Origin of the sequence: Paenibacillus sp. FSL H8-0283, assembly GCF_045040675.1 — a bacterium.
GTDB classification, from domain to species: Bacteria; Bacillota; Bacilli; order Paenibacillales; family Paenibacillaceae; genus Paenibacillus; species Paenibacillus amylolyticus.
In genome coordinates, this window is sequence record NZ_CP150295.1 from 4,754,001 (window position 1) to 4,772,676 (window position 18,676).

Sequence of the window (18,676 nt, forward strand, 5' to 3'; positions counted from 1 at the left end):
ATGAAATTCATTAGTGCGGCTTCCTAATCCATTGCCGGTAACTTGTCAGTGATTTTCATCTGTTCTTCCAGCGGTAATTGTTTGGTGAACAGTACTGACTGCAACAGACTTTTAATCTGATTTAGCGTTTGCGTAAAATCCGAAGGATTATTTCCACACAACTTTTCGATCAAATCCCTGATTTGTTGGATGGGCAGAATTACGCCGGCACTGTACGCTATGGCATCGTTATTCCGATTTCGCGCAATGATAGCGGCTGTCAATGATTCTCGAATGCTGGCGATGACGGCTTCACGATTATTCTCGCTTCTGTCAAACCATGCACGCAGCTCCTCCAATTGCTTAGGATGATCGAATTGGCAAGTCTGAACAGCGGGATAGGTGCCCTTCATTAGATGTGTCAATACCTGGCGTGGCCCGACTTCCACCGTTCGGCTGATTCCTTGACTGTTCAGATAATGCATCGTTTCCAGCCAGCGAACCGGTTCGGTCATTTGGCGGTAAAGAAGCGGAAGTAGTTCTTGCCGCCCATACGTTCTTGCCGTCACGTTCGATATGACCGGCCACCGTGCGTCCCTAGTCTCAATCCTCTCCAGTTCAACGGCCAGTTGCTCCGCCGCTGATTGCATCAATGGACTATGAAAGGGGGCGCTAACATTTAAATATTTAACGCTTACATCTGTAAATTGCGCTTGCAGCCGATGAACCACCGATTGTACAGCTATTCGATGACCGGCAAGCACATGTTGGTTCAAAGAGTTATAACAAGCAATAACAACTTGTGATGTGTCGTTACTAGCTTGACGACAAAACTCCTCCAATTGATCAGAAGCAGCATGCGTCACAGCGACCATCGCTCCAATGTCAGAAGAATGCGCAGCTTGCATTAACATCCCCCGCTTCCTTACAATCCCGAGCCCGTCCCGAAAAGATAGCACACCGCTGCATACAAGTGCGGAATATTCGCCAAGACTATGTCCGGCCATAAAATCAGGTTGCCACCCCAGTTCCCTCCTGCCGATTTCGAAGGCAATAACGCTTACTGCCAATATGGCCGGTTGTGTATTCATTGTCTGCATAAGCTGTGAATGGCTGCCTTCAAAACACATTTCAGTAAGATTGAACCCCAGCGCATCGTTCGCTTCTTCAAAGTAACGCTTTGCTACAGTAAATTCATCGTGCAACTTTCTTCCCATACCGACATATTGTGATCCCTGACCCGGAAACAAAAATGCCGTAGTTGGCATAAGCAAACCTCGATTCGTAGTATTTTGTTTTAAAACAATTAAAGCGGTATGAAAAATACTCTATGTTGGGAGATTTTGATGAAAAATGTCGATTTGTGGTTGATAAAAGAAGAATTTGCTTTCGAGTTATACTCAAAAATAGGATACAGTTGTAATTTAAGCATAAAAATACAATACAGTACTATTTATTTCCATGTCAAGTAAGTATTTAGCTTAAAAAGAGGCTGTTCTAAAAGTAGATATACTACTGGCGGAGGAAGACGGAGCGTTCTCAATTCAATTTTACATACTCTCTCTTCAAAAAAGAAGGGTGTCACAAGCAGCCATTTCATGGCTTTTTGTGACACCCTTTTTCTATTAATCCATCGTCAAAAGCCGAGGAGATGTAGTTTGAATAGATTTGGATGCTGCCCAACAACCTAGACCAGCAGCGATGATGCTTAGAGGTATCATCAAGGCTATCCCTCCACCGTTCATAATCAGTGGAACTTCAACAATTCCGTAATCTGCCAATATAAAGTTAAGCAGAGGGGGGAGTCCTACTAAACCTAATGGAATTCCGACCAGCGCACCGATCCCCGATACGACAAGGATTCCAGTGGTTTCCGACAATCGGATTTGACGGGATGTCATACCGATTGACTTGTAAATTCCGTAGGTACGGCTCTCTTTCTTCATGTTAATTCGGCAAATACTGTATATGATAACAAACGTAATGACGATAAACAATAGCGCCATGACCGACATTGGCAGTACGATGATCGTGACAGCCTGGGAGAATACCTCATCAACCAGCGTAGCCTGACTTGCTATCCAGATTACACTTCCATATCGCTGATTCAATTCATTCACGAATTGATCAACTGAAGTTCCCTCATGCAGATTAAGAAATGTTGTGTTCATCGCACTTCCATAGTCTGGATTACTTTTTCTGATGACGTCAGCGGTAATTCGCCCCGTATTGGACATGTTCGCGATCGCCTGGTAAATTCCGGTGACTGTCAGAGTATGTTTTTCACCCTCAATGTAAATGTCCAATGAGTCGCCTGACTTGATGCCCAGAGTTCTTGCAACATTCACACCGACCGAGATTTCATTGTCAGAAACTGGGTTATGACCCTCCACATTTTCATAGCCAATTTCATCATAGTTCCCATCAGCCACCGTCAGTAATATCCCCATCGTATCCTGTTTCATTTCAACCCCAGACTCCTGAGGCATCGGCAATACCGCATTTGCATCCCCGTAACGTGAGTAATTCTTAACTCTCGGATCCGAAAGAACCTCTTCTTTAAGCTGTTCAAAGGTCAATTCGGCTGGATTATCGATTCTTACGGACAGATCGGCCGAATCATAGCCCCATTTGGCAATGGTTCCATGTATGGACGAAATGCTGTATACAAACAGGAAACCAAAAACGAGTACAGAGGTGGACAAAGCCGATATCAGAACAATCAGCAGCGAACCCCGAATATTTTTCGTGACGCTTCTTAGCCCGATAATCATAGAAGTCGGAAGAGCGCCTTTCTGGAGGAGCTTTCGTTTCCATGTTCCACTCCCTCCTGATTTTTGGGAATACGCCTTCTCCGACATGCCATAACGAACGGCTTGTGCGGGCTCGACACTGCGCGCCTTATTAGAAAACAGCAGGGCAGAGAGGAAGATAACCGCTACTACAGCCGCGCCAGTCCAAATGCCTGTTACTGAATACAGCCCATTCATACTTGATGACCCTGTGTTGAGATAAGCCATGGAATTTGCAATAATTGTACCTGAGAGGATATTGCTGACCAGAATCCCCGGGATGACCGAAACGAGCGCCAAGAGGGTATATTGCCCTACATAAGCCATAATTACTCTGCTGGAAGATAATCCAACGGATTTTATAATCCCGATCGTCCTGTAGCTGGAAAGAATAGCATCGGAAATCGTGAATCCCAAGGTGTAAAGGGCAACAGAGATCATGACGACTGCAAGAAATATCATAATGAAACTGATGACCTGGTTCGCAATCATATAATACGAAGACAAGCTCTCGAAGTCTTTAACCGATTCCAGATAGGGGGTCCCGAGAGACTGTTCAAATCTTTCCCAGTAGGCCCTGTTTTGGCTGTAGTCATCAAACCGCAATCCGGTCATATACTTATCGTCGCCCGGCAATGTGGTCATATTTTTATTATAATCCTGATGATTCAGCCAGATTCTCCCGCTCGTAGCAAATGGCGAACAGTATGAAATATCCACGACGACGGCCGCAACGTTCAACTGGATAACCCCTTCGTCCGTCTTAAATTCAATCGGATCCCCAACATGAATATCATTGGGATAAGCCAGAGAGGTGGGAATCCAGGCGCTTCCTTCTTCCGGTGTGCTTTTTTCTTCTCCTTCTACAAACTGCAGCCGGTCGACGGGAAAAGGTCCGCTTGGCGCATCCATCATGAATAAGTCAACATTAGGGATCTCTTCTCCAGCGTGAGACATACTAGACAGATAGCGGTACCGCATTAAATCCGAAACAATGACGCCTTTCTGCTTCTCCCACCAATTGTGTACCTGGATCGGATCATGGATGCCGTTCTCCATCCGCAATATTTGATGGGCGCCATGGGACTGATCATGCATACTCTCATACATACGATTTGTGTTGTTAAGAACCGACACAGCCGTTGAAAGGAGCAGGGCTGCCAGCATGATGATGATTGCAATGAAGCTGTTTTGAACTTTTTTATGCTTCAGGTTCGTCCAACATAGTTTCCATGCTGCATACATCCCTACCCCTCCTTACCTGACATAAAAATGAATATTTGGTTTTCTCTTGCTTTCAATTCATCCGGGGAATATTTGCCCAGTTCCAATATCCCTTCGATGTTTCCGTCTTTGACCAAAACTAACCGATCCGCCCTGCATGCAGCTTTTATATCATGCGTCACCATAACGATCGATTGAGCATTCTGGTTCATTTCGGTCAAAAGATCCAAAATAACTGCACCTTGCTCCTGACTTAATGCCCCTGTTGGCTCATCCGCAAAAATCACTTCTGGGGAATTGATCAAGGCTCTGGCAATAGCTGCTCTCTGCTGTTGGCCTCCAGATACTTGGGATGGCAGGCGCTCTGCTTGAGCCCCGATCCCTATCCTATTCAACAGGTCTAATGCTTGTTTATTCACATCCTTTTTGCTGCGGCCAGCCACGTACCCCGGGAAAGCAACATTTTCAAGCAATGTGAAATCAGGAATCAAATTGATCGATTGATACACATAGCCGATTTTGTTGGACCTGAAATCCGTAATTTCCTTTTCTGAATATTCATCAATTCGTTCTCCTTTGAAAATCACTTCTCCGGAAGTGATTCCATCTAGGCCGCTGAGGAGGTATAATAACGTAGATTTACCCGAGCCCGAACTGCCCATAATAACCGTAAAGTCACCTTTATATACTTCAAGATTAATACTTTTAGCTGCGAGAAACTGTTCATTTCCCGAGGTGTAGACTTTGCATAAATCAACCGTCTTGATTAAAGTTTCTTTCTTGGAATTTTGTGTTATCAAAAGGACGCCCCCTAAAATTAATCTTATTTTTCTTCCTGATATTCGCCTGAATTCTGTTTGATCTCAAGATTGCCGGTGTCGGAGATAAGTTCTACCAATGGGCCTCCCTCACCGATATAACCATCCTGATAATTCGGCAGTGTCACCTTAATGGTTCCAGAATCCGCAAACAATTTGGTGCGGAGTGCTTGGGGAGCTTCAGCTGTTTGGATGAGAATATCTCCCGTATCAGATGTAGCACGGATATTTTGACTTATGTTAACAAAAGAAGCAGTGATTGCTCCCGTATTTGTTTCTGCGTTTATTACCCCTTCTTTTATATCCATCTTTATAGAACCCGTGTCGCTTATCACCCGATATTCGCTCGCCAAGACGGAGCCTACATAAATATTTCCTGTGTCAGTCACAACCTGCAGCTGGTTTAACTGGGTTTCAGGAATCCCTATCGTGAGTTTAAGGTTCGTATAGATATCAAAGAAACGGAATTTGCTGTCCTGAACAACTTCAATTCTGGTTTGTCCCTGATCCTGAGTGATATCCAGCCGGTAATCCTTCAGCGACTGCTTTGTTGTCTTTCCCTCCAAATTTGCCTTGATTTCATGTCCCTTAATTGGCACCACATCTACCGTCCCTGTTTCTGTATGGATAAGGACGTTTGTTGTCTGGTCCATCCGAACATTTTGTTCAGTAGAAATCTCACCCAAATTGAATGGCGACTTTCCTAACATATACAGCACTACATTTCCAATTACTCCGATAACGATCAGTAGAAGAGCAAGTCTGGTTAAGTTCCGGAATCTATTTTTCAATATAGCTCACATCCTTTTTATGACTTTCAAATTATATTTCAGATACCTGATAACAAGATTGTAATAAATTCGGGTAAATTTTAATGCTCCAATGACTATCAAAATTCCTCCACCGACCAAGACAAGCATAAGAAAAATATCATTGAAGAAAAACGCGACCGACTGATTCTGAATAATGAATAAGATCGGCGAAATGATTAAGAAAATTGCAAAGCCGAATCCCCCGGCAATGATAACTAAAGAAGCGACAAATGGCAGCATAACGATAATTAAGTTGAACAATCCTAAACTCACTGTTGCCAAAACCGCTTTAGTTACGCTTAAGAGCGTAGGCGATTTATCCGCCTTTGCAATTTGAGACTGGGCAAGTACTTCACGAGCAACCAATCGGGGATTTCCCAGCTTGGAGATCACCTCTGCTTCAGACCGTCCGCTTAATTTGGCAAACTCAAAATGTTCCCTGAATTCAGCCATAATATCAGTATATTCCTCAGGAGGAAGCAGCTTCAGATACTGTGCCAATTCATTTAGATAGGCTTCTTTATTCAATCCGATCCCTCCCCAATCATTTCCTGCACTCCTACGGCAAAAGCGTTCCATTCTTCAATCATTTTGTTCATAACTTTCCTTCCCTCATCGGTAATCTTATAGTATTTGCGGGGAGGTCCCTCATCCGATTCGGATAAATAGGTTGAAAATAATCCTTCCGAAGCCAGTCTTCTTAACAACGGATAGATGGTTCCCTCCGCTATTTCAAATTTTTGCGATATCTGTTCAACTAACTCATATCCGTAACGGTCCTTTTTTGATGTTAAAACAAGAACACAAAGCTCCAACACACCCTTCTTGAATTGAACATTCATAATTTTTCACCACGCTTTATTTAGTACTGAGCAATAAACAGTAGCTGTTAATACAAATATTACCACCTACTACCGTTTATTGCAAGGTACCTGTCAATATTTTTCCCTTTGACTCCATTTTCTGGGTATATTTTTGGACAGCGGAAACAATGTCGTATATCGTAAAATCATTACCCTATGAGCCTGTGAGGTACGACAAGTGAAACTATCAAAACTCCTTAATGAAGACCGAACAATCCTGAAATTTTGGCAATGAAGACAGCCATCATAGCGACCAGGACTTGCGAATGCACGAAAGATATCAAACGATCTTGCTTAATCTTCATGGAGTGTCCAAAAAGGACATCAGCAAGTTCATCGGATGTTCACTTTCCACCGTCTACAATTACATAAACGCCTATCGCAGAGAGGGAATCCACGGTCTGCGACTCGAACCACCTATTGGACGTCGGCCTTTTCTGACCGCCGAACAAGAGCAATGCGTTTATCTTCCGCCAGATACTTGAAGGCCGCATCCGCAAGTCTATCTGCCGTTGACCAAGCGCTCGGATACTTCCGAATAAAGCCGTGCCGCGTATAGTCGCTCTGCGTCTGCTCGGCTAACCCCTCAGCACGCTTATAATCGAGGAACCGCGCTACGCCGCTTCCCACGATTATCTACACTAACTTTCGTAATTCTCACCACAACAAAAAACACCCCTTCCGCAATTTACGGTGGAGTGCTTCGAGTGTGTTTGCGCGAATCCTGTGTACCTGCAAATGCTTCATTACAAGTACACAGAACCCAACGATAATTATCGTCCATTTAACACTGTCTATCGGGAATAAACCTAGTTATGCCGAGGACCGGGATCGAACCGGTACGGTAGTCACCTACCGCAGGATTTTAAGTCCTGTGCGTCTGCCAATTCCGCCACCCCGGCAGGATTATGTATTTCTTGGCGACAAGAAATATCTTACCATGAACTAATTAACTTTGCAACACTTTTATTAAAAATAATAAAAAAAATGAAACAGGCACTGCAAGCGTCAGCTCACAGTGCCTAGAAAGTCCGAGTTGCGGTCCCGGACTTCCGGTAAACCAATCTATATTAAGGGAGGTGTGAGATAAGAATACCTCCCCAACATTAAAGAAACCTAAAATCAGCCTTAAATTAAACTAAAAAAGTAAAATAGGTTGAACACGAGCCGCTTCTTCCTCACTGCACTCCACGATAACCAAGATATGGTCCTTTAACAGCCAATCTTCGTAATACCGCGCATCCTCCTCCGAGATCCCCGCTTCAGTCAGTGTAAGCACCAAATCATCGGTCTCACTCCCAATCTCATTACCAGCGAGTCTACGCACTGCATTTCCGATCGACATCGTCTGATCCATTCGCTTCCCCAGACCAGCCAATATGCCTTTCAGAGCGCCAAAGGCACCATCTGTTCCGGCACCCTTCAAAGGTTTGGGCAGCCCCGTCTTTTCGCTCACCAGCTCCAGATTAAGCTGCTCCTTCGCCACCGCTCCCAAATATTTATCCTTGATGCCTTCCTCTTTGACCTTATTCAGCATAATTATAGCCTCGTTCTCGGTACGGGCCAGCCCAATAATCAATTGTGTCATTCCGTTCCCCTCCTTTTACCCTAATATAACCCCGTAATCCCCATTCAAAAACGGATCATCCACAGCTAAGACAAATCACCTAGAAGAATGTTGATTTCTCTTCTGGAAATCTATACCTAGTTCTGATAGACTAGATAAAGAAGACAAATTAACCATTGAAAACATTGACATATGGATTTAACATCTCATAATCAGGAGCAATGACTTATGAAAAAAGAGGTAGAAATTGCCATCCGGCGCAAGCAACAGATCATGGTTCGTAATACAAGCGGTCAGACGGTAACCGGATTTCCCGAGCGTACCGCTGATACATCCATTCTTTCCTTACGTACGGTCCACGGCAGTCTGTGGATACCGTTTGATGAGGTGGAACATGTTACGCGTCTGTTAAGCATCCGGTCTCATCATTTAAGCGGAATGCAACTCGTTTAGTCGGCTCTGTAATCCTAGAAACTCCAGTTCCCGTATAGATACGTTAACTAGATCTATTTATGCCAGCACTTTACACCAAAAAACCAGACGCATGCACGTCTGGTTTTTCTCTTCTACTTATCCTGTACCACGCTGCCACTGACCTCACAACAAAGGCCTTACAATCCTTATTTCTGCCCAACCATATCCTGTTGTTACTTCACTACAAACTTCACTCGTGTTCCATCCGGATATGTACTTAACTGATTCCCTACCCATGAACCTGCACCGCGATTATCCTTCGGGGTAATGTACTTGATATCTGCACCTGTTCCTCCCTCAGCACACATCGCCATGGGCCACTCGTCACGATCCTTACCTTTTTTGACCGGAACACCCTTAAGTGATAGATCCCGATTGCCTTCCGCTCCATTACGATTAATGGTGCATACATCCGAATGCCCTGCCTTGATAGCAGCTTTAATATGTTTGGCTGTTTCGGGATAACGCTCTGAAGGGAACGTAATGGTATGGTCTACACTCTTATTAGTCCCACCGAATGGATTAGGTATCTCCTCGGGCCATTCTCCCCCAGCCCAGGCGTAGAGGGCTACCAGCAGCATTGCTACCAGCGTCAGAACCTGCTTTTTGAAACCTTGTTTACCTTTACGTTTTCTTCTTGTGCGTCTCTTACTCATGCTGTGTCTCCCCCATTCAACACTTGCATTATAACAGAACGCCCGTTCGTAAAACAATCCAATACAATAAAAAAACAGCCGAGACCGCCCGGCTGTTCTGCTTGATTGATTATCCTACATTGGGAATGGCCTGTTGGCGCAGCAAGGGCAGTGTCACCTCAAACTGTGTACCTTTCCCCTCTGTACTCTCCACCGAAATCTGACCATTCATCAGTTCCAGCAGTTCTTTGCAGATGGTCAGTCCAAGACCGCTTCCGCCAAATCGGCGCGCATGGGAGATGTCGGTCTGGGTAAATGCATCAAACAATTGTTCGATCTGATGCTGAGGAATGCCAATTCCCGTATCACATACAGAGAATACCAATACAACGGTATCCATCAGTTGTTGCCTCACATCCACCTGTAACTGCACTTCACCTTGTTCCGTGAACTTGATCGCATTACTCAGCAAATTATCCAGTACCTGCCGAAGTCTTAGCGGATCACCGATAAGCACATCAGGAACATTCAGATCAGCATGGCAGAGCAAACGAATTTGTTTATTCCGTGCCGCAGGTTCATGTGTCTTTACAATCTGTTGAATCAGCTTCAGGGGTTGAAACTCAATGTTTTCGACATCCATTTTTCCTCTGCCCAGTTTCGCCATATCCAGGCTATTGTTAATGATGTTCAGCAGAGCCTCACCTGATTGACGTGCTAGCTCCAGATATTCTTTCTGCTCATCCGTAGTTTCACCCATACTGGCAAGTTCGATCATGCCCATAATACCGTTAAGCGGGGTACGAAGCTCGTGATTCAGCTTGCCGATGAATTCCAATTGCCCTCTGCTGTTCATCTCAGCCATGGAAGTTGCAAACTTCAACTGCTGTTCGGCATACTTCCGTTCTGAAATATCGTATTGAATGCCTACAAAATATAAACACTCTCCGGATTCATTAAAGATCGGATCAATATTCAGTTCGTTCCAGAACTTCTGACCACTTTTTGTATAATTTAAAATATCAATCTTAATGGACTGTTGTTTCTTTAACGCATCACGAATCTGCGTTACCGTTTCGGGGTCTGTATCCTGCCCTTGCAAAAATCGGCAATTGTGTCCGACAGACTCTTCATACGTGTATCCTGTCAGTTGGGTAAAGTGTTCGTTTACATACATGAGCGGAAGCTCAGGCAAGGTAGCATCGACCACCGTCACGGAGGATTTCACTTTCGAGATGATAAATTCCCATTGTAATGAGAGTTGATTATGTTGGCTCATGCCTTCCTCCTTGATCTCACACACATTAATGTTTATCTATTCTGCAATCGTACATTATAAGGAGAGAAAACTAACCAGTCGGAATGTGTTGATATTAAATCAATATATTTTAATTGTAACATAGTTATTCAAGTCATGTGGTTTATGGGTAATAGTTGATAACTAACATTCCACAATAACCTAACTACTCACCAGGAGGAACATACATGAAATTTCTGTTAATTATCATCATTATTATTTTGATTGTAGTCTTTTTTACCAGACGCAAACGTTAAAATAAGATCCGTTATGTAAGTGAGAAAGGAAGATGGGTATGAGAACCCTCTTTTTTATATTCATGGTACTCTGTATCATCAATCTCTGTTTCCCAAAATTTGGCTGGTATCTGCGCTATGGCTGGATTTCCCGGGGCGAAGCCGAACCCAGCAGGCCTTATATGACTATGGTCAGAACGACCAGCCTGCTGATGTTGCTTATCGCCTTCACACTTGCTATGGCATGAACTATAGGCATTAGAAGATAACTGCCCTGTTGGGCAGTTTTTTTGTGATGAAATGACGGGAAAATGATAACTTTGTTTGTGGTGCAATGATGACAATGCCCGTAATATAGATATATCGTTTCGGAAAGGACATCATTGGCATGAACATCGCATTTTATCCGTACTGGGCCGCCAAAACGCTGCTCTCGCTTATTAATGTCATATATATCATGGTCATTACTACATTTATATACGGTCTCACTGGATCGGTACTCTCTGCTGCAATGTTTCCACTTATTCAGATCATTGCACGCATAATAGCCGGTCTCACTTTGCCATTACTTGTGAACCGTTTCCCATTCTCCAGACTATTGATCAGCATTTCCATAGCCAAAACATTAATCATGACCTGTATAGCCATTTCGTTGAATCACTTGATTTCACAACTGCCGCTTCTATTGCTCGGAGTGATTGTACTATCCTTCTTGGACGGATGGGAAACTCCGTTACTGAAGACTTTAACGCCACGATTGGTTCAAGGTGAAGACCTTATAAAAGCAAATAGCCTACTATCTTTCTCCAATCAGACTGTAACCATTGTCGGTTACACCATGACGGGATTCGCCGTGATGAACTGGGGGGCGTCACAGACCTTCTGGGCAGCTACAAGCCTGTCCTGGGCCGTTCTGATCTTCATGATTGCCATGGGCTCGCTCACACGGAATGTAGAACAACCTCAGAAATCTGCTGTATCGCGGAATGTATTGAGGGAAGGTTGGAGTATACTTTGGAAGAATCCATCCTTACGGCTGATTACGCTTATGGACATTGCCCAAGCACTTGCGGGTTCCATCTGGATCGGAGCTGTTACGCTGGCCTTTGCAAAAGAAGCTCTGGGACGAGGAGAAGGTTGGTGGGGACTCATGAACTCGAGTTACGCTGCTGGAACCATGCTTGGAGGTATCCTGGCTCTTGCACTAGCCAAACGTATTCAGAAGCATCTAATCGCTAGTATGACCATGGGTTCTCTTCTCTTCAGCCTTCTGACCGTCGTTTATGGTCTAAACAACCTGCCATGGCTCGCTCTGGTGTTATGCATACTGATGGGTCCAGTTAATCAGATTCGTGATGTGGCTCAGCAGACAGCGCTTCAGAACAGTGTACCTGTCGAATCCCTAACCAAGGTATACGCCACCCATGGCGTCCTGATATCCACGGTTATGAGTGTATCCATAGTTATCTTTGGTCTAGTCGCCGATCAACTGGGCGTTCGGTGGGTATACCTTATCGGTGCAGCCTTGTTTATTGTATCTGCGATATGCTCATTATCGTTGAGCAGAGTTCACAGAAACCATCCCATTGCTAAACATACGAAAAATATGTAAATCAAAAGAGACGAGCAACATTCTGCTCGTCCCTCACAATCTCAATCCAATCGATAATCTGTAAGCGGCTTGCCTTTTTTATAATACAAAGTAGGTGACAATATATTGAAGAAAATGTGCACATCCGGCATATATGCTTCTTCCAAAATAGCTTGCACCGACGATGCAATCCGATTATGAATCTCCTGGTCACGTTGAAACATCAGAATCTCTATAGAAGCCGGAGAAGGTGTTAGCGCTTGTACATCATGACGCTCTGCCTTCATTCTCTCCCTTGGAATATGAGTAATTAGGGCCATCTGCTCTGTAATTTGGGGTACAACTTCCTCTAGCTGAGGACCTGTGAATCCTTTAAAGCGAATAAACGGCATTGCTATCCCTTCAATCTCTGTTAATAGTCTCTTATGTGATTTTAAGCACATTGTTTTCAGTTGTCAAATGTCATGGATGGCATATGTTGTTTCTTATAAACAGGAAAAGCCCCGCTGAAGTCTCAGCGGAGCCACTGTTTGCACGTTTCTACACGTGACTTACAGCCAGAAAGATTTTGTGATGATCACGAGCAGGATGAAAAGCACAAGAATTGCACTTGTAGAAGTCCATCCGCCACCAGTATTACAACAACCGTATCCAACTTGACTCATTTGATTGGCCTCCTTTGAATTTCAAGGTATGCCATAACATATGCGTATTCCGTGCAAGTGACCGGGCGAATCGGCAAGTTCAACAGCCCATTCATCCGGGATTCATACCCGTTGATTTAACCGGATGGGGCTATGGAAATTTTCAGTTGTTTTTCTTGTGACTCCTGAGGTAAAGGGTCTGTATTTCCTCTGTCCAGAAGGATTGTACGAGTACGTGTATCACTTCGGGATGCCAGAACAACCTCTCCATCAGGTGTTATGCAATAGGCGATTGGAATGGAGATCTCGCTATCACGGTACGAACCATCCGCATGGCTTGTCCCCATGACAATACATTGATGCTTCAAGGCGATCTGCCGAGCCTCTTCGACCCACTCACTGTACTGCTCTTCACTGAACATGCCCACACCAATGGAATGCATCACAATGTCCACATCCCCTATATTCTCATTGCGAAATCCTTGCAGGACCAGCTCATCACACAACAAAGTGCTTATTACCCAACCCTGTTCCTGAGCCGTCTCAGCAGGTGTATATTTAGCTTTCTCCAATACAACCTCTCCAGCCTTACTGATGATAATTGATCGGTCCTTTGGACGTTCGTCCAGTCTGCGATGACCTGAGACAATCATGGTCCCATATTCAGCCGCCAACCTGCAAGCTTCCTCAACATTTTGGTTCAGATAACCTTCAGGAAAAACCAATATATCCGCATCAGGGTGTTGCTTGAGTTCGGCTTCAAGCTGTAACAAATGCTGTTCGAGCCTCGGTTGTCCAATGATAATTTTCATCTGGTATCCCCCAGTCATAAATAAAAGCCGGTTCATACCTGAATAAGGTACGAAACCGGCTTAAAGGTTGCACGAACAGAACAGAACTCCTGCTCACCGTACTTCGCTTCAAGAGTAATTGGTTCTCATGTTATTGCTCGGTGAAACAATTACCTTTACAGTTGAATGATATGTAGTTAGGCATTTCTATGTTCAATACTATCATAGATGGCCTGCCCATCATAGCTTCGATCTGTGGCGATATCTTTCACAAAGAGGGCGCTGCCTGCTGCACTATTTGCATTTCCAGATAAGATACTCAGTGCCCCCAGTACCCAAGCAAGTGGATATAATGCAATGGATAACATTTTCTTCATAGCTTTGTCTCCTTTTCTGTTTAAACAGATGATTGGTTTAATATCCCATTAATACGATTACAACCCAATTAAGTTTCAATTTTATATACAACCATCAGTATTTCTAGACATATAGGAGACAGGACTTCAATTGTTCCGTTCATATCAACTCGAAACTCTGGAGCAACGCTGCCGCCTCTTCATGATCAGGTTCCAAAGCCAATACTTTATGGGTATATGACAGGGTTTCTTCTTCCAGTTCAAGTTCATAACAGCACACAGCCAAATCGTATAAGACGGCTGGATTATGGTTACTCGGGTCTGCAACCAACGATATCTCCAGAAACCGTTTTGCATCCTCATACATATACATCTCATATAACAGCTGCCCTGCCAGAAATGCGAGACCTCCTTGCTGCTCCATCACATAGTAGGACGACCACATCGTATGAATACCAGACTGAATATCAAGCATTTCCTCATCACTTGCATCAGGAAGAAGACTGGAAATGTGAGTAGCACTGTGAATCAAGAACTCCGCATCATATCCACCCAGACGCCAAAACGGCAAAATATGCTTTAACTCCATACTCTCTATTCGAGAGTCTACCCATTGTTTCATGCTGAAAAAGTCATCCGGACCAAAACGTTCAACAAATCGATGGTAGGCCAGACGAGTGTTCACATAACTGATGGATTCTTCAACCATCAACATACACCCAACATTCAGATCTTTATAATGATGTGTTGTGAATCGTGTATGAGCGCCCTGCTGTTCAAGAACATATTGAATGGCATGGTAGTTAGCCGTTAGAGAAAAACTCCCGTGAAGAACAAATTCTGGTGGCTCTGCGAACTTCCAGTTATCCAGGCGATGATCCCCTTTATCAGCGGTAATCAACACATAACCTGACTGTGACAGCTTGTTCAACCGTTCGAGACAGGACAACCCGATTGCAGGGAAAAGAATGTGCGAATCCTCCAGTTCCTCTTTGTACAATGTAATAAGCTCCTGATATGGATAGTTATCCGCACTGTATTCCGGCGCTCGGCGATACTCATAACTCAGTGTCATGTTCTTCAGCATCTCAGCGGGCTCAAGATCAAGACGACGATCCGGAAACTGTACAAGCAGATCACACTCATAGATCTCGCCATCCCCAATGTAGATTAATTCCTGTGGAATGCTGTCAAAAAAGTAATTAGCAATCAACAACAACGGTTGTTTCAGATCACCGGGCTGAATAACCGTGCCTGCAACGACCAGATTCAATTCCGTATCCGCTACAGCGTCAAAACGCGCAAAATCCAATATACCTTGTTGAATAAAGGATTGCATGGATGGATGCTCCTGCCAACCTAGCACATTCTCCGCTACGAGATCCGTCATCACATATCTGAAAGGCGGTAACTGTATTCCAGCAAATTCTTTTAACTCAATCAGTTTCAGGAGAACTTGATGTGCCAAACGCCCTACACCCGCTCCAAGTTCAAGAATGGTTACGGTCTGGCTGATCTTTCCTTTGTTCGAGAGGTCCTGAAGAAAGCCAAAGATCATCTCTGCATACGCCGTGGCAATCAACGGATTACTCGTAATATATTGAGGGACTTGGTTCTCTGTCCAAGCTTGTAGCCCCTTCTGCTCATAATAAGCTCTCTGCCAATCCCAGACCGGAGCTTCACTGTAACGAAAACGTTGACTTTCATTTGACGTCATTAAACGGAAACCTGCTTTCTATCACTAATTTCATACGTTTCTCAGATGATCACGTATTATTTGATGTCCAATACCATTCAATCTCTGTAATGCATTATATCATAGAACCCTACCTACTCGATGAAGTTCAGTTTTCCCCTTCAACAGGAAAAAAACCTGCTTTTTAGGGCAGGTCCTTGAGGCCTTTCAATTAAGAAGACTATTGATCTAGTTTACTTAGGCAAGGATGCTCAACATTAGTCGGAATATACAGCTCCATCAAAGTTCTCAGGGCCTACACGGATCGTACCGAGCAAGTTGGAACTGATAAATGCAGTGTACGTCAATTGAGGTGTGATAGGCGGGTTGAAGTCATCTGCAGAGAACGTAATAATCTGAGGTGCAAGGACACTCAAGCTAAACGTAGACGTTGCGGAATAGATCACAGGGTCCGTAGCCAAAGTCCCCCTAACAATTGTAATGGTTACACCAACGAGTGCCAAAGGAAGTTGCACAGACACCGTTCCTTTGAATTGTACCCGTGGGTTTGCCCCTGCTCCTGCTGTTTGCAGACCAATCTGGCCGAATAATTGTGGTGTATTAATAACCAGGATTGGTATTGCAATAGAGTTAGCCAAACTCGCATTCTGAGATGTTCTTGCATCAAGAAATTGACTCATGAAATCTACCTCCTATGGGTTGGGATAAGGTAGTATATGCGAGATTTGAGATATGGCATGGACATACATCGTTATTGGAAAAAAAGGGCATACTAGAAAGACACCATTAACAAGATACCTTTTCCTTTTACTCCAGAGCTTACATGCAGACAGAAAAAAACCCTTGCTAGGCAAGGGTTTTAAGAGTATGGGCCCTACAGGACTCGAACCTGTGACCAATCGGTTATGAGCCGACCGCTCTAACCAACTGAGCTAAGGGCCCTAGACATAATGTATAACGTGCAGATGATGGCTGTGAATCATCCAAGTGAAACTAAATTGCGGGGGCAGGATTTGAACCTGCGGCCTTCGGGTTATGAGCCCGACGAGCTACCGGGCTGCTCCACCCCGCGTCAGTAAGAAATATTAAAACAGCGACTTAATTAATATACACCATTCTATCCCAATAAGTCAAGGGGTAATGTCAGGGAATAAAACGTACACCATAACGTCCTTTACGTGATCGATAAACTTCTACTTCCGCTGGTTCATTATGACCGTAAATCCACCCATCCTGCTCCATACGTTTGGCCAGACATCCTGCCTGAAATTTGGTTGCATACAACTTGCTGAAATATACCCAGTGCATACCGCTCGTCCTTTCCGGAGTCGTCATTTATTCCTGCTTTTTGTAGAATACCCCATTTTCATAAAAATAGCCGCCAAAGATTAAAATCTTCAGCGGCTATCCTTAACTTATGATATGACTACTACATCAAATCTCATTGAAACGTAGCTTTAGGATCCTTTTTCAATTTCTCCAGCATCTCGTTTCCTTTAGCTGCCCACTCACCAAGTGCTTCTTTTGGTGTCTTTTTGTTCTCTAGTACCTGGTTGAAATATTCCATACCTTTTTCATTCACTTGCCATAAACCTGGGGATTTTTGATACATTTTATCCAGATTGGTATTTGTTGGCGGAATCGGCTTCAGCGAATAGAATGCTTGAATGTTATAATCCAGGCCGTCTTTGGGCTTAATGAAACTCTTCCGTGATACCATCTCATAGCTGCTGCGTGCTTTAATCTTAGCCCAGTCCTCACTGTTCATGTACTTGATCAGTTCCCACGCATCATCCGGGTTCTGAGCCGCACTATTAATCGCCATGAGGTTGCTCAGGTAGATGCTACCTCCAATTTCAGGAGCTTCCGGGTGAACTGGAGGTGTTACCACATCCCAATCCACTTTCGTAAAGTCTTTCATTTTATCCGCATTTTTATTAGCATCAATTAATTGATTAATATAGCTGTAATCACCAATAACCATGGCTGACTTGCCACTCAGGAATAGGTCACCCTGTACCGGATCATAACGCCCACTCGGATTCTGATCCTGTGGCTCGTCGCCTTTAGGAATAACTTTGTCAATCGCAAGTTTGCTGATGGTGCTCCACACTTTCTCCCATTGAGGAGAATCTACTGTCATCTTCTCTGCTTTGTCATCAAACGTCTTCAGCTGCAACGAGCTGTAGTACTGCTGCATGGAGTAGTACGGCGGACCACCCTGATATGTCGTGAAGGAGAAACCAAATACATGATCTTTACCTTCACCTTTCGTTAGACGGGTACCCAGATTGAAAATATCATCCCAAGTCATATTGTCCGTTGGCGGTTCCACGCCTGCTTTTTCAAACATACCCTTGTTATAGAACAAAGCGGAGGAGGAAAACGTTGGTGTCAATGCATAGATGCTCTGGTCCCCAAGGTCCTTAATTCCCTCCAGCACACTAGGCACAATATCACTGGTATCAAACTTGTCTTCCTGCATCAATGGGTCCAGCTGTTTGACCAGATTCTCCTGAATTAATGATTTGACTGTAGAGGTATCCGCCACGATGACGTCAACCGGATTATCCCCAGTCATAATCTTCTTCAGACTTTCCATCGTATCCGGAGCTTCCTGCTGTTCTTCTGTGTTACCGTACCCATACATGCTGCTCTGATCAACGGCAGCCACAATCTCGATCGTTACATTGGGGTGTGTCAGTTCAAAAGCATCGGTAAATTGCTGACGGAAGTAACTGTCATCCTGTCCGCCCCACATCGTAGCCACACGCAATACGCGCTGCTCCGTATCCTTCGCCTCACTTGCCGTACAACCGGCAATCAGCGGCATTGCCAGCGTTGCTGTAGCCATGACGGCTAAAACGCGTTTTCCCCACATACTGTTCTTCATATCCCAGT

At 44.2% G+C, this 18,676-nt stretch carries 21 protein-coding genes and 3 tRNA genes; 4 read left to right on the plus strand and 20 right to left on the minus strand.

Annotation, left to right across the window (positions count from 1 at the left end):
- Nucleotides 1-23 precede the first annotated feature (23 nt).
- The 6 genes from fabD to MHI52_RS21125 form a co-directional block, all read right to left on the minus strand.
- A complete protein-coding gene (gene fabD, locus MHI52_RS21100) occupies nucleotides 24-1,247 on the minus strand; it encodes an ACP S-malonyltransferase (RefSeq protein ID WP_405157580.1) in 1,224 nt (407 codons plus the stop codon).
- A 357-nt stretch (nucleotides 1,248-1,604) separates the two neighbouring features.
- The gene (locus MHI52_RS21105) at nucleotides 1,605-4,016 is read right to left on the minus strand and encodes an FtsX-like permease family protein (protein ID WP_405157581.1); all 2,412 of its coding nucleotides are present in this window, start codon (nucleotides 4,014-4,016) and stop codon (nucleotides 1,605-1,607) included.
- 2 nt (nucleotides 4,017-4,018) lie between these two features.
- On the minus strand, nucleotides 4,019-4,795 hold the full coding sequence (locus MHI52_RS21110) for an ABC transporter ATP-binding protein (protein WP_127550779.1): 777 nt from the start codon (nucleotides 4,793-4,795) through the stop codon (nucleotides 4,019-4,021).
- A gap of 23 nt (nucleotides 4,796-4,818) precedes the next feature.
- Nucleotides 4,819-5,466: a DUF4097 family beta strand repeat-containing protein gene (locus tag MHI52_RS21115; RefSeq protein WP_405157582.1), complete on the minus strand. Its 648-nt coding sequence runs from the start codon at nucleotides 5,464-5,466 to the stop codon at nucleotides 4,819-4,821.
- Nucleotides 5,467-5,610: 144 nt separating this feature from the next.
- Entirely contained in the window at nucleotides 5,611-6,153 is a 543-nt protein-coding gene (locus MHI52_RS21120) for an HAAS signaling domain-containing protein (RefSeq protein ID WP_405157583.1), read from the minus strand.
- Nucleotides 6,150-6,467, minus strand: coding sequence for a PadR family transcriptional regulator (locus tag MHI52_RS21125; RefSeq protein WP_127550772.1), 318 nt, complete (start codon nucleotides 6,465-6,467; stop codon nucleotides 6,150-6,152). Before MHI52_RS21125 ends, MHI52_RS21120 begins: the two co-directional genes overlap by 4 nt.
- Nucleotides 6,468-6,754: 287 nt before the next feature.
- Here MHI52_RS21125 and MHI52_RS21130 point away from each other — a divergent pair, with 287 nt between their 5' ends.
- On the plus strand, nucleotides 6,755-6,973 hold the full coding sequence (locus MHI52_RS21130; protein WP_390925961.1) for a helix-turn-helix domain-containing protein: 219 nt from the start codon (nucleotides 6,755-6,757) through the stop codon (nucleotides 6,971-6,973).
- A 331-nt stretch (nucleotides 6,974-7,304) separates the two neighbouring features.
- Here MHI52_RS21130 and MHI52_RS21135 read toward each other — a convergent pair.
- Nucleotides 7,305-7,390 (minus strand) — tRNA-Leu (locus MHI52_RS21135).
- A 236-nt stretch (nucleotides 7,391-7,626) separates the two neighbouring features.
- Nucleotides 7,627-8,076 (minus strand): general stress protein, encoded by a 450-nt coding sequence (locus MHI52_RS21140; RefSeq protein ID WP_127550767.1) that lies wholly within the window; start codon nucleotides 8,074-8,076, stop codon nucleotides 7,627-7,629.
- A 207-nt stretch (nucleotides 8,077-8,283) separates the two neighbouring features.
- Between MHI52_RS21140 and MHI52_RS21145 the strand changes: the two genes are divergently transcribed.
- The gene (locus MHI52_RS21145) at nucleotides 8,284-8,508 is read left to right on the plus strand and encodes a hypothetical protein (protein ID WP_017687353.1); all 225 of its coding nucleotides are present in this window, start codon (nucleotides 8,284-8,286) and stop codon (nucleotides 8,506-8,508) included.
- 194 nt (nucleotides 8,509-8,702) lie between these two features.
- Here MHI52_RS21145 and MHI52_RS21150 read toward each other — a convergent pair whose 3' ends face one another.
- Together MHI52_RS21150 and MHI52_RS21155 are read right to left on the minus strand one after the other, a co-directional pair.
- Nucleotides 8,703-9,185 carry a NucA/NucB deoxyribonuclease domain-containing protein gene (locus tag MHI52_RS21150; protein WP_315372938.1) on the minus strand — a complete coding sequence of 161 codons (483 nt, stop codon included), beginning with the start codon at nucleotides 9,183-9,185 and terminating at the stop codon, nucleotides 8,703-8,705.
- Nucleotides 9,186-9,294: 109 nt separating this feature from the next.
- Complete coding sequence (locus tag MHI52_RS21155) at nucleotides 9,295-10,443, minus strand: ATP-binding protein (RefSeq protein ID WP_405157584.1); 1,149 nt, start codon at nucleotides 10,441-10,443, stop codon at nucleotides 9,295-9,297.
- A 313-nt stretch (nucleotides 10,444-10,756) separates the two neighbouring features.
- Here MHI52_RS21155 and MHI52_RS21160 point away from each other — a divergent pair, with 313 nt between their 5' ends.
- Entirely contained in the window at nucleotides 10,757-10,945 is a 189-nt protein-coding gene (locus MHI52_RS21160) for a DUF6199 family natural product biosynthesis protein (protein WP_051447369.1), read from the plus strand.
- A 140-nt stretch (nucleotides 10,946-11,085) separates the two neighbouring features.
- Nucleotides 11,086-12,309, plus strand: coding sequence for an MFS transporter (locus tag MHI52_RS21165; protein ID WP_405157585.1), 1,224 nt, complete (start codon nucleotides 11,086-11,088; stop codon nucleotides 12,307-12,309).
- A 41-nt stretch (nucleotides 12,310-12,350) separates the two neighbouring features.
- On the opposite strand, the gene MHI52_RS21170 is transcribed toward MHI52_RS21165, so the two are convergent.
- The 10 genes from MHI52_RS21170 to MHI52_RS21215 form a co-directional block, all read right to left on the minus strand.
- Entirely contained in the window at nucleotides 12,351-12,680 is a 330-nt protein-coding gene (locus tag MHI52_RS21170; protein ID WP_036614785.1) for a DUF1904 family protein, read from the minus strand.
- A gap of 159 nt (nucleotides 12,681-12,839) precedes the next feature.
- Nucleotides 12,840-12,953 (minus strand): YjcZ family sporulation protein, encoded by a 114-nt coding sequence (locus MHI52_RS21175; protein WP_081746033.1) that lies wholly within the window; start codon nucleotides 12,951-12,953, stop codon nucleotides 12,840-12,842.
- A gap of 116 nt (nucleotides 12,954-13,069) precedes the next feature.
- A complete protein-coding gene (locus tag MHI52_RS21180) occupies nucleotides 13,070-13,744 on the minus strand; it encodes a hypothetical protein (protein ID WP_405157586.1) in 675 nt (224 codons plus the stop codon).
- A gap of 176 nt (nucleotides 13,745-13,920) precedes the next feature.
- Nucleotides 13,921-14,100, minus strand: coding sequence for a hypothetical protein (locus tag MHI52_RS21185; RefSeq protein ID WP_405157587.1), 180 nt, complete (start codon nucleotides 14,098-14,100; stop codon nucleotides 13,921-13,923).
- A gap of 139 nt (nucleotides 14,101-14,239) precedes the next feature.
- A complete protein-coding gene (locus MHI52_RS21190; RefSeq protein ID WP_405157588.1) occupies nucleotides 14,240-15,796 on the minus strand; it encodes a tetratricopeptide repeat protein in 1,557 nt (518 codons plus the stop codon).
- Nucleotides 15,797-16,032: 236 nt separating this feature from the next.
- Nucleotides 16,033-16,455 carry a hypothetical protein gene (locus MHI52_RS21195; protein WP_036614795.1) on the minus strand — a complete coding sequence of 141 codons (423 nt, stop codon included), beginning with the start codon at nucleotides 16,453-16,455 and terminating at the stop codon, nucleotides 16,033-16,035.
- Nucleotides 16,456-16,643: 188 nt separating this feature from the next.
- A tRNA-Ile gene (locus MHI52_RS21200) sits at nucleotides 16,644-16,717 on the minus strand.
- Nucleotides 16,718-16,773: 56 nt separating this feature from the next.
- Nucleotides 16,774-16,847, minus strand: a tRNA-Met gene (locus MHI52_RS21205).
- A 71-nt stretch (nucleotides 16,848-16,918) separates the two neighbouring features.
- Entirely contained in the window at nucleotides 16,919-17,110 is a 192-nt protein-coding gene (locus MHI52_RS21210; RefSeq protein WP_047843730.1) for a hypothetical protein, read from the minus strand.
- A gap of 106 nt (nucleotides 17,111-17,216) precedes the next feature.
- Entirely contained in the window at nucleotides 17,217-18,668 is a 1,452-nt protein-coding gene (locus MHI52_RS21215) for an ABC transporter substrate-binding protein (RefSeq protein ID WP_036614797.1), read from the minus strand.
- Nucleotides 18,669-18,676 lie beyond the last annotated feature (8 nt).

Excerpts from the sequence above, each read along its gene's own strand:
- fabD (WP_405157580.1), bottom strand. The coding sequence starts at position 1,247 with ATGCCAACTACGGCATTTTTGTTTCCGGGTCAGGGATCACAATATGTC.
- MHI52_RS21105 (WP_405157581.1), bottom strand. The coding sequence starts at position 4,016 with ATGTATGCAGCATGGAAACTATGTTGGACGAACCTGAAGCATAAAAAA.
- MHI52_RS21115 (WP_405157582.1), bottom strand. The coding sequence starts at position 5,466 with ATGGACCAGACAACAAACGTCCTTATCCATACAGAAACAGGGACGGTA.
- MHI52_RS21125 (WP_127550772.1), bottom strand. The coding sequence starts at position 6,467 with ATGAATGTTCAATTCAAGAAGGGTGTGTTGGAGCTTTGTGTTCTTGTT.
- MHI52_RS21130 (WP_390925961.1), top strand. The coding sequence starts at position 6,755 with ATGCACGAAAGATATCAAACGATCTTGCTTAATCTTCATGGAGTGTCC.
- MHI52_RS21140 (WP_127550767.1), bottom strand. The coding sequence starts at position 8,076 with ATGACACAATTGATTATTGGGCTGGCCCGTACCGAGAACGAGGCTATA.
- MHI52_RS21145 (WP_017687353.1), top strand. The coding sequence starts at position 8,284 with ATGAAAAAAGAGGTAGAAATTGCCATCCGGCGCAAGCAACAGATCATG.
- MHI52_RS21150 (WP_315372938.1), bottom strand. The coding sequence starts at position 9,185 with ATGAGTAAGAGACGCACAAGAAGAAAACGTAAAGGTAAACAAGGTTTC.
- MHI52_RS21155 (WP_405157584.1), bottom strand. The coding sequence starts at position 10,443 with ATGAGCCAACATAATCAACTCTCATTACAATGGGAATTTATCATCTCG.
- MHI52_RS21160 (WP_051447369.1), top strand. The coding sequence starts at position 10,757 with ATGAGAACCCTCTTTTTTATATTCATGGTACTCTGTATCATCAATCTC.
- MHI52_RS21165 (WP_405157585.1), top strand. The coding sequence starts at position 11,086 with ATGAACATCGCATTTTATCCGTACTGGGCCGCCAAAACGCTGCTCTCG.
- MHI52_RS21170 (WP_036614785.1), bottom strand. The coding sequence starts at position 12,680 with ATGCCGTTTATTCGCTTTAAAGGATTCACAGGTCCTCAGCTAGAGGAA.
- MHI52_RS21175 (WP_081746033.1), bottom strand. The coding sequence starts at position 12,953 with ATGAGTCAAGTTGGATACGGTTGTTGTAATACTGGTGGCGGATGGACT.
- MHI52_RS21180 (WP_405157586.1), bottom strand. The coding sequence starts at position 13,744 with ATGAAAATTATCATTGGACAACCGAGGCTCGAACAGCATTTGTTACAG.
- MHI52_RS21185 (WP_405157587.1), bottom strand. The coding sequence starts at position 14,100 with ATGAAGAAAATGTTATCCATTGCATTATATCCACTTGCTTGGGTACTG.
- MHI52_RS21190 (WP_405157588.1), bottom strand. The coding sequence starts at position 15,796 with ATGACGTCAAATGAAAGTCAACGTTTTCGTTACAGTGAAGCTCCGGTC.
- MHI52_RS21195 (WP_036614795.1), bottom strand. The coding sequence starts at position 16,455 with ATGAGTCAATTTCTTGATGCAAGAACATCTCAGAATGCGAGTTTGGCT.
- MHI52_RS21210 (WP_047843730.1), bottom strand. The coding sequence starts at position 17,110 with ATGACGACTCCGGAAAGGACGAGCGGTATGCACTGGGTATATTTCAGC.
- MHI52_RS21215 (WP_036614797.1), bottom strand. The coding sequence starts at position 18,668 with ATGAAGAACAGTATGTGGGGAAAACGCGTTTTAGCCGTCATGGCTACA.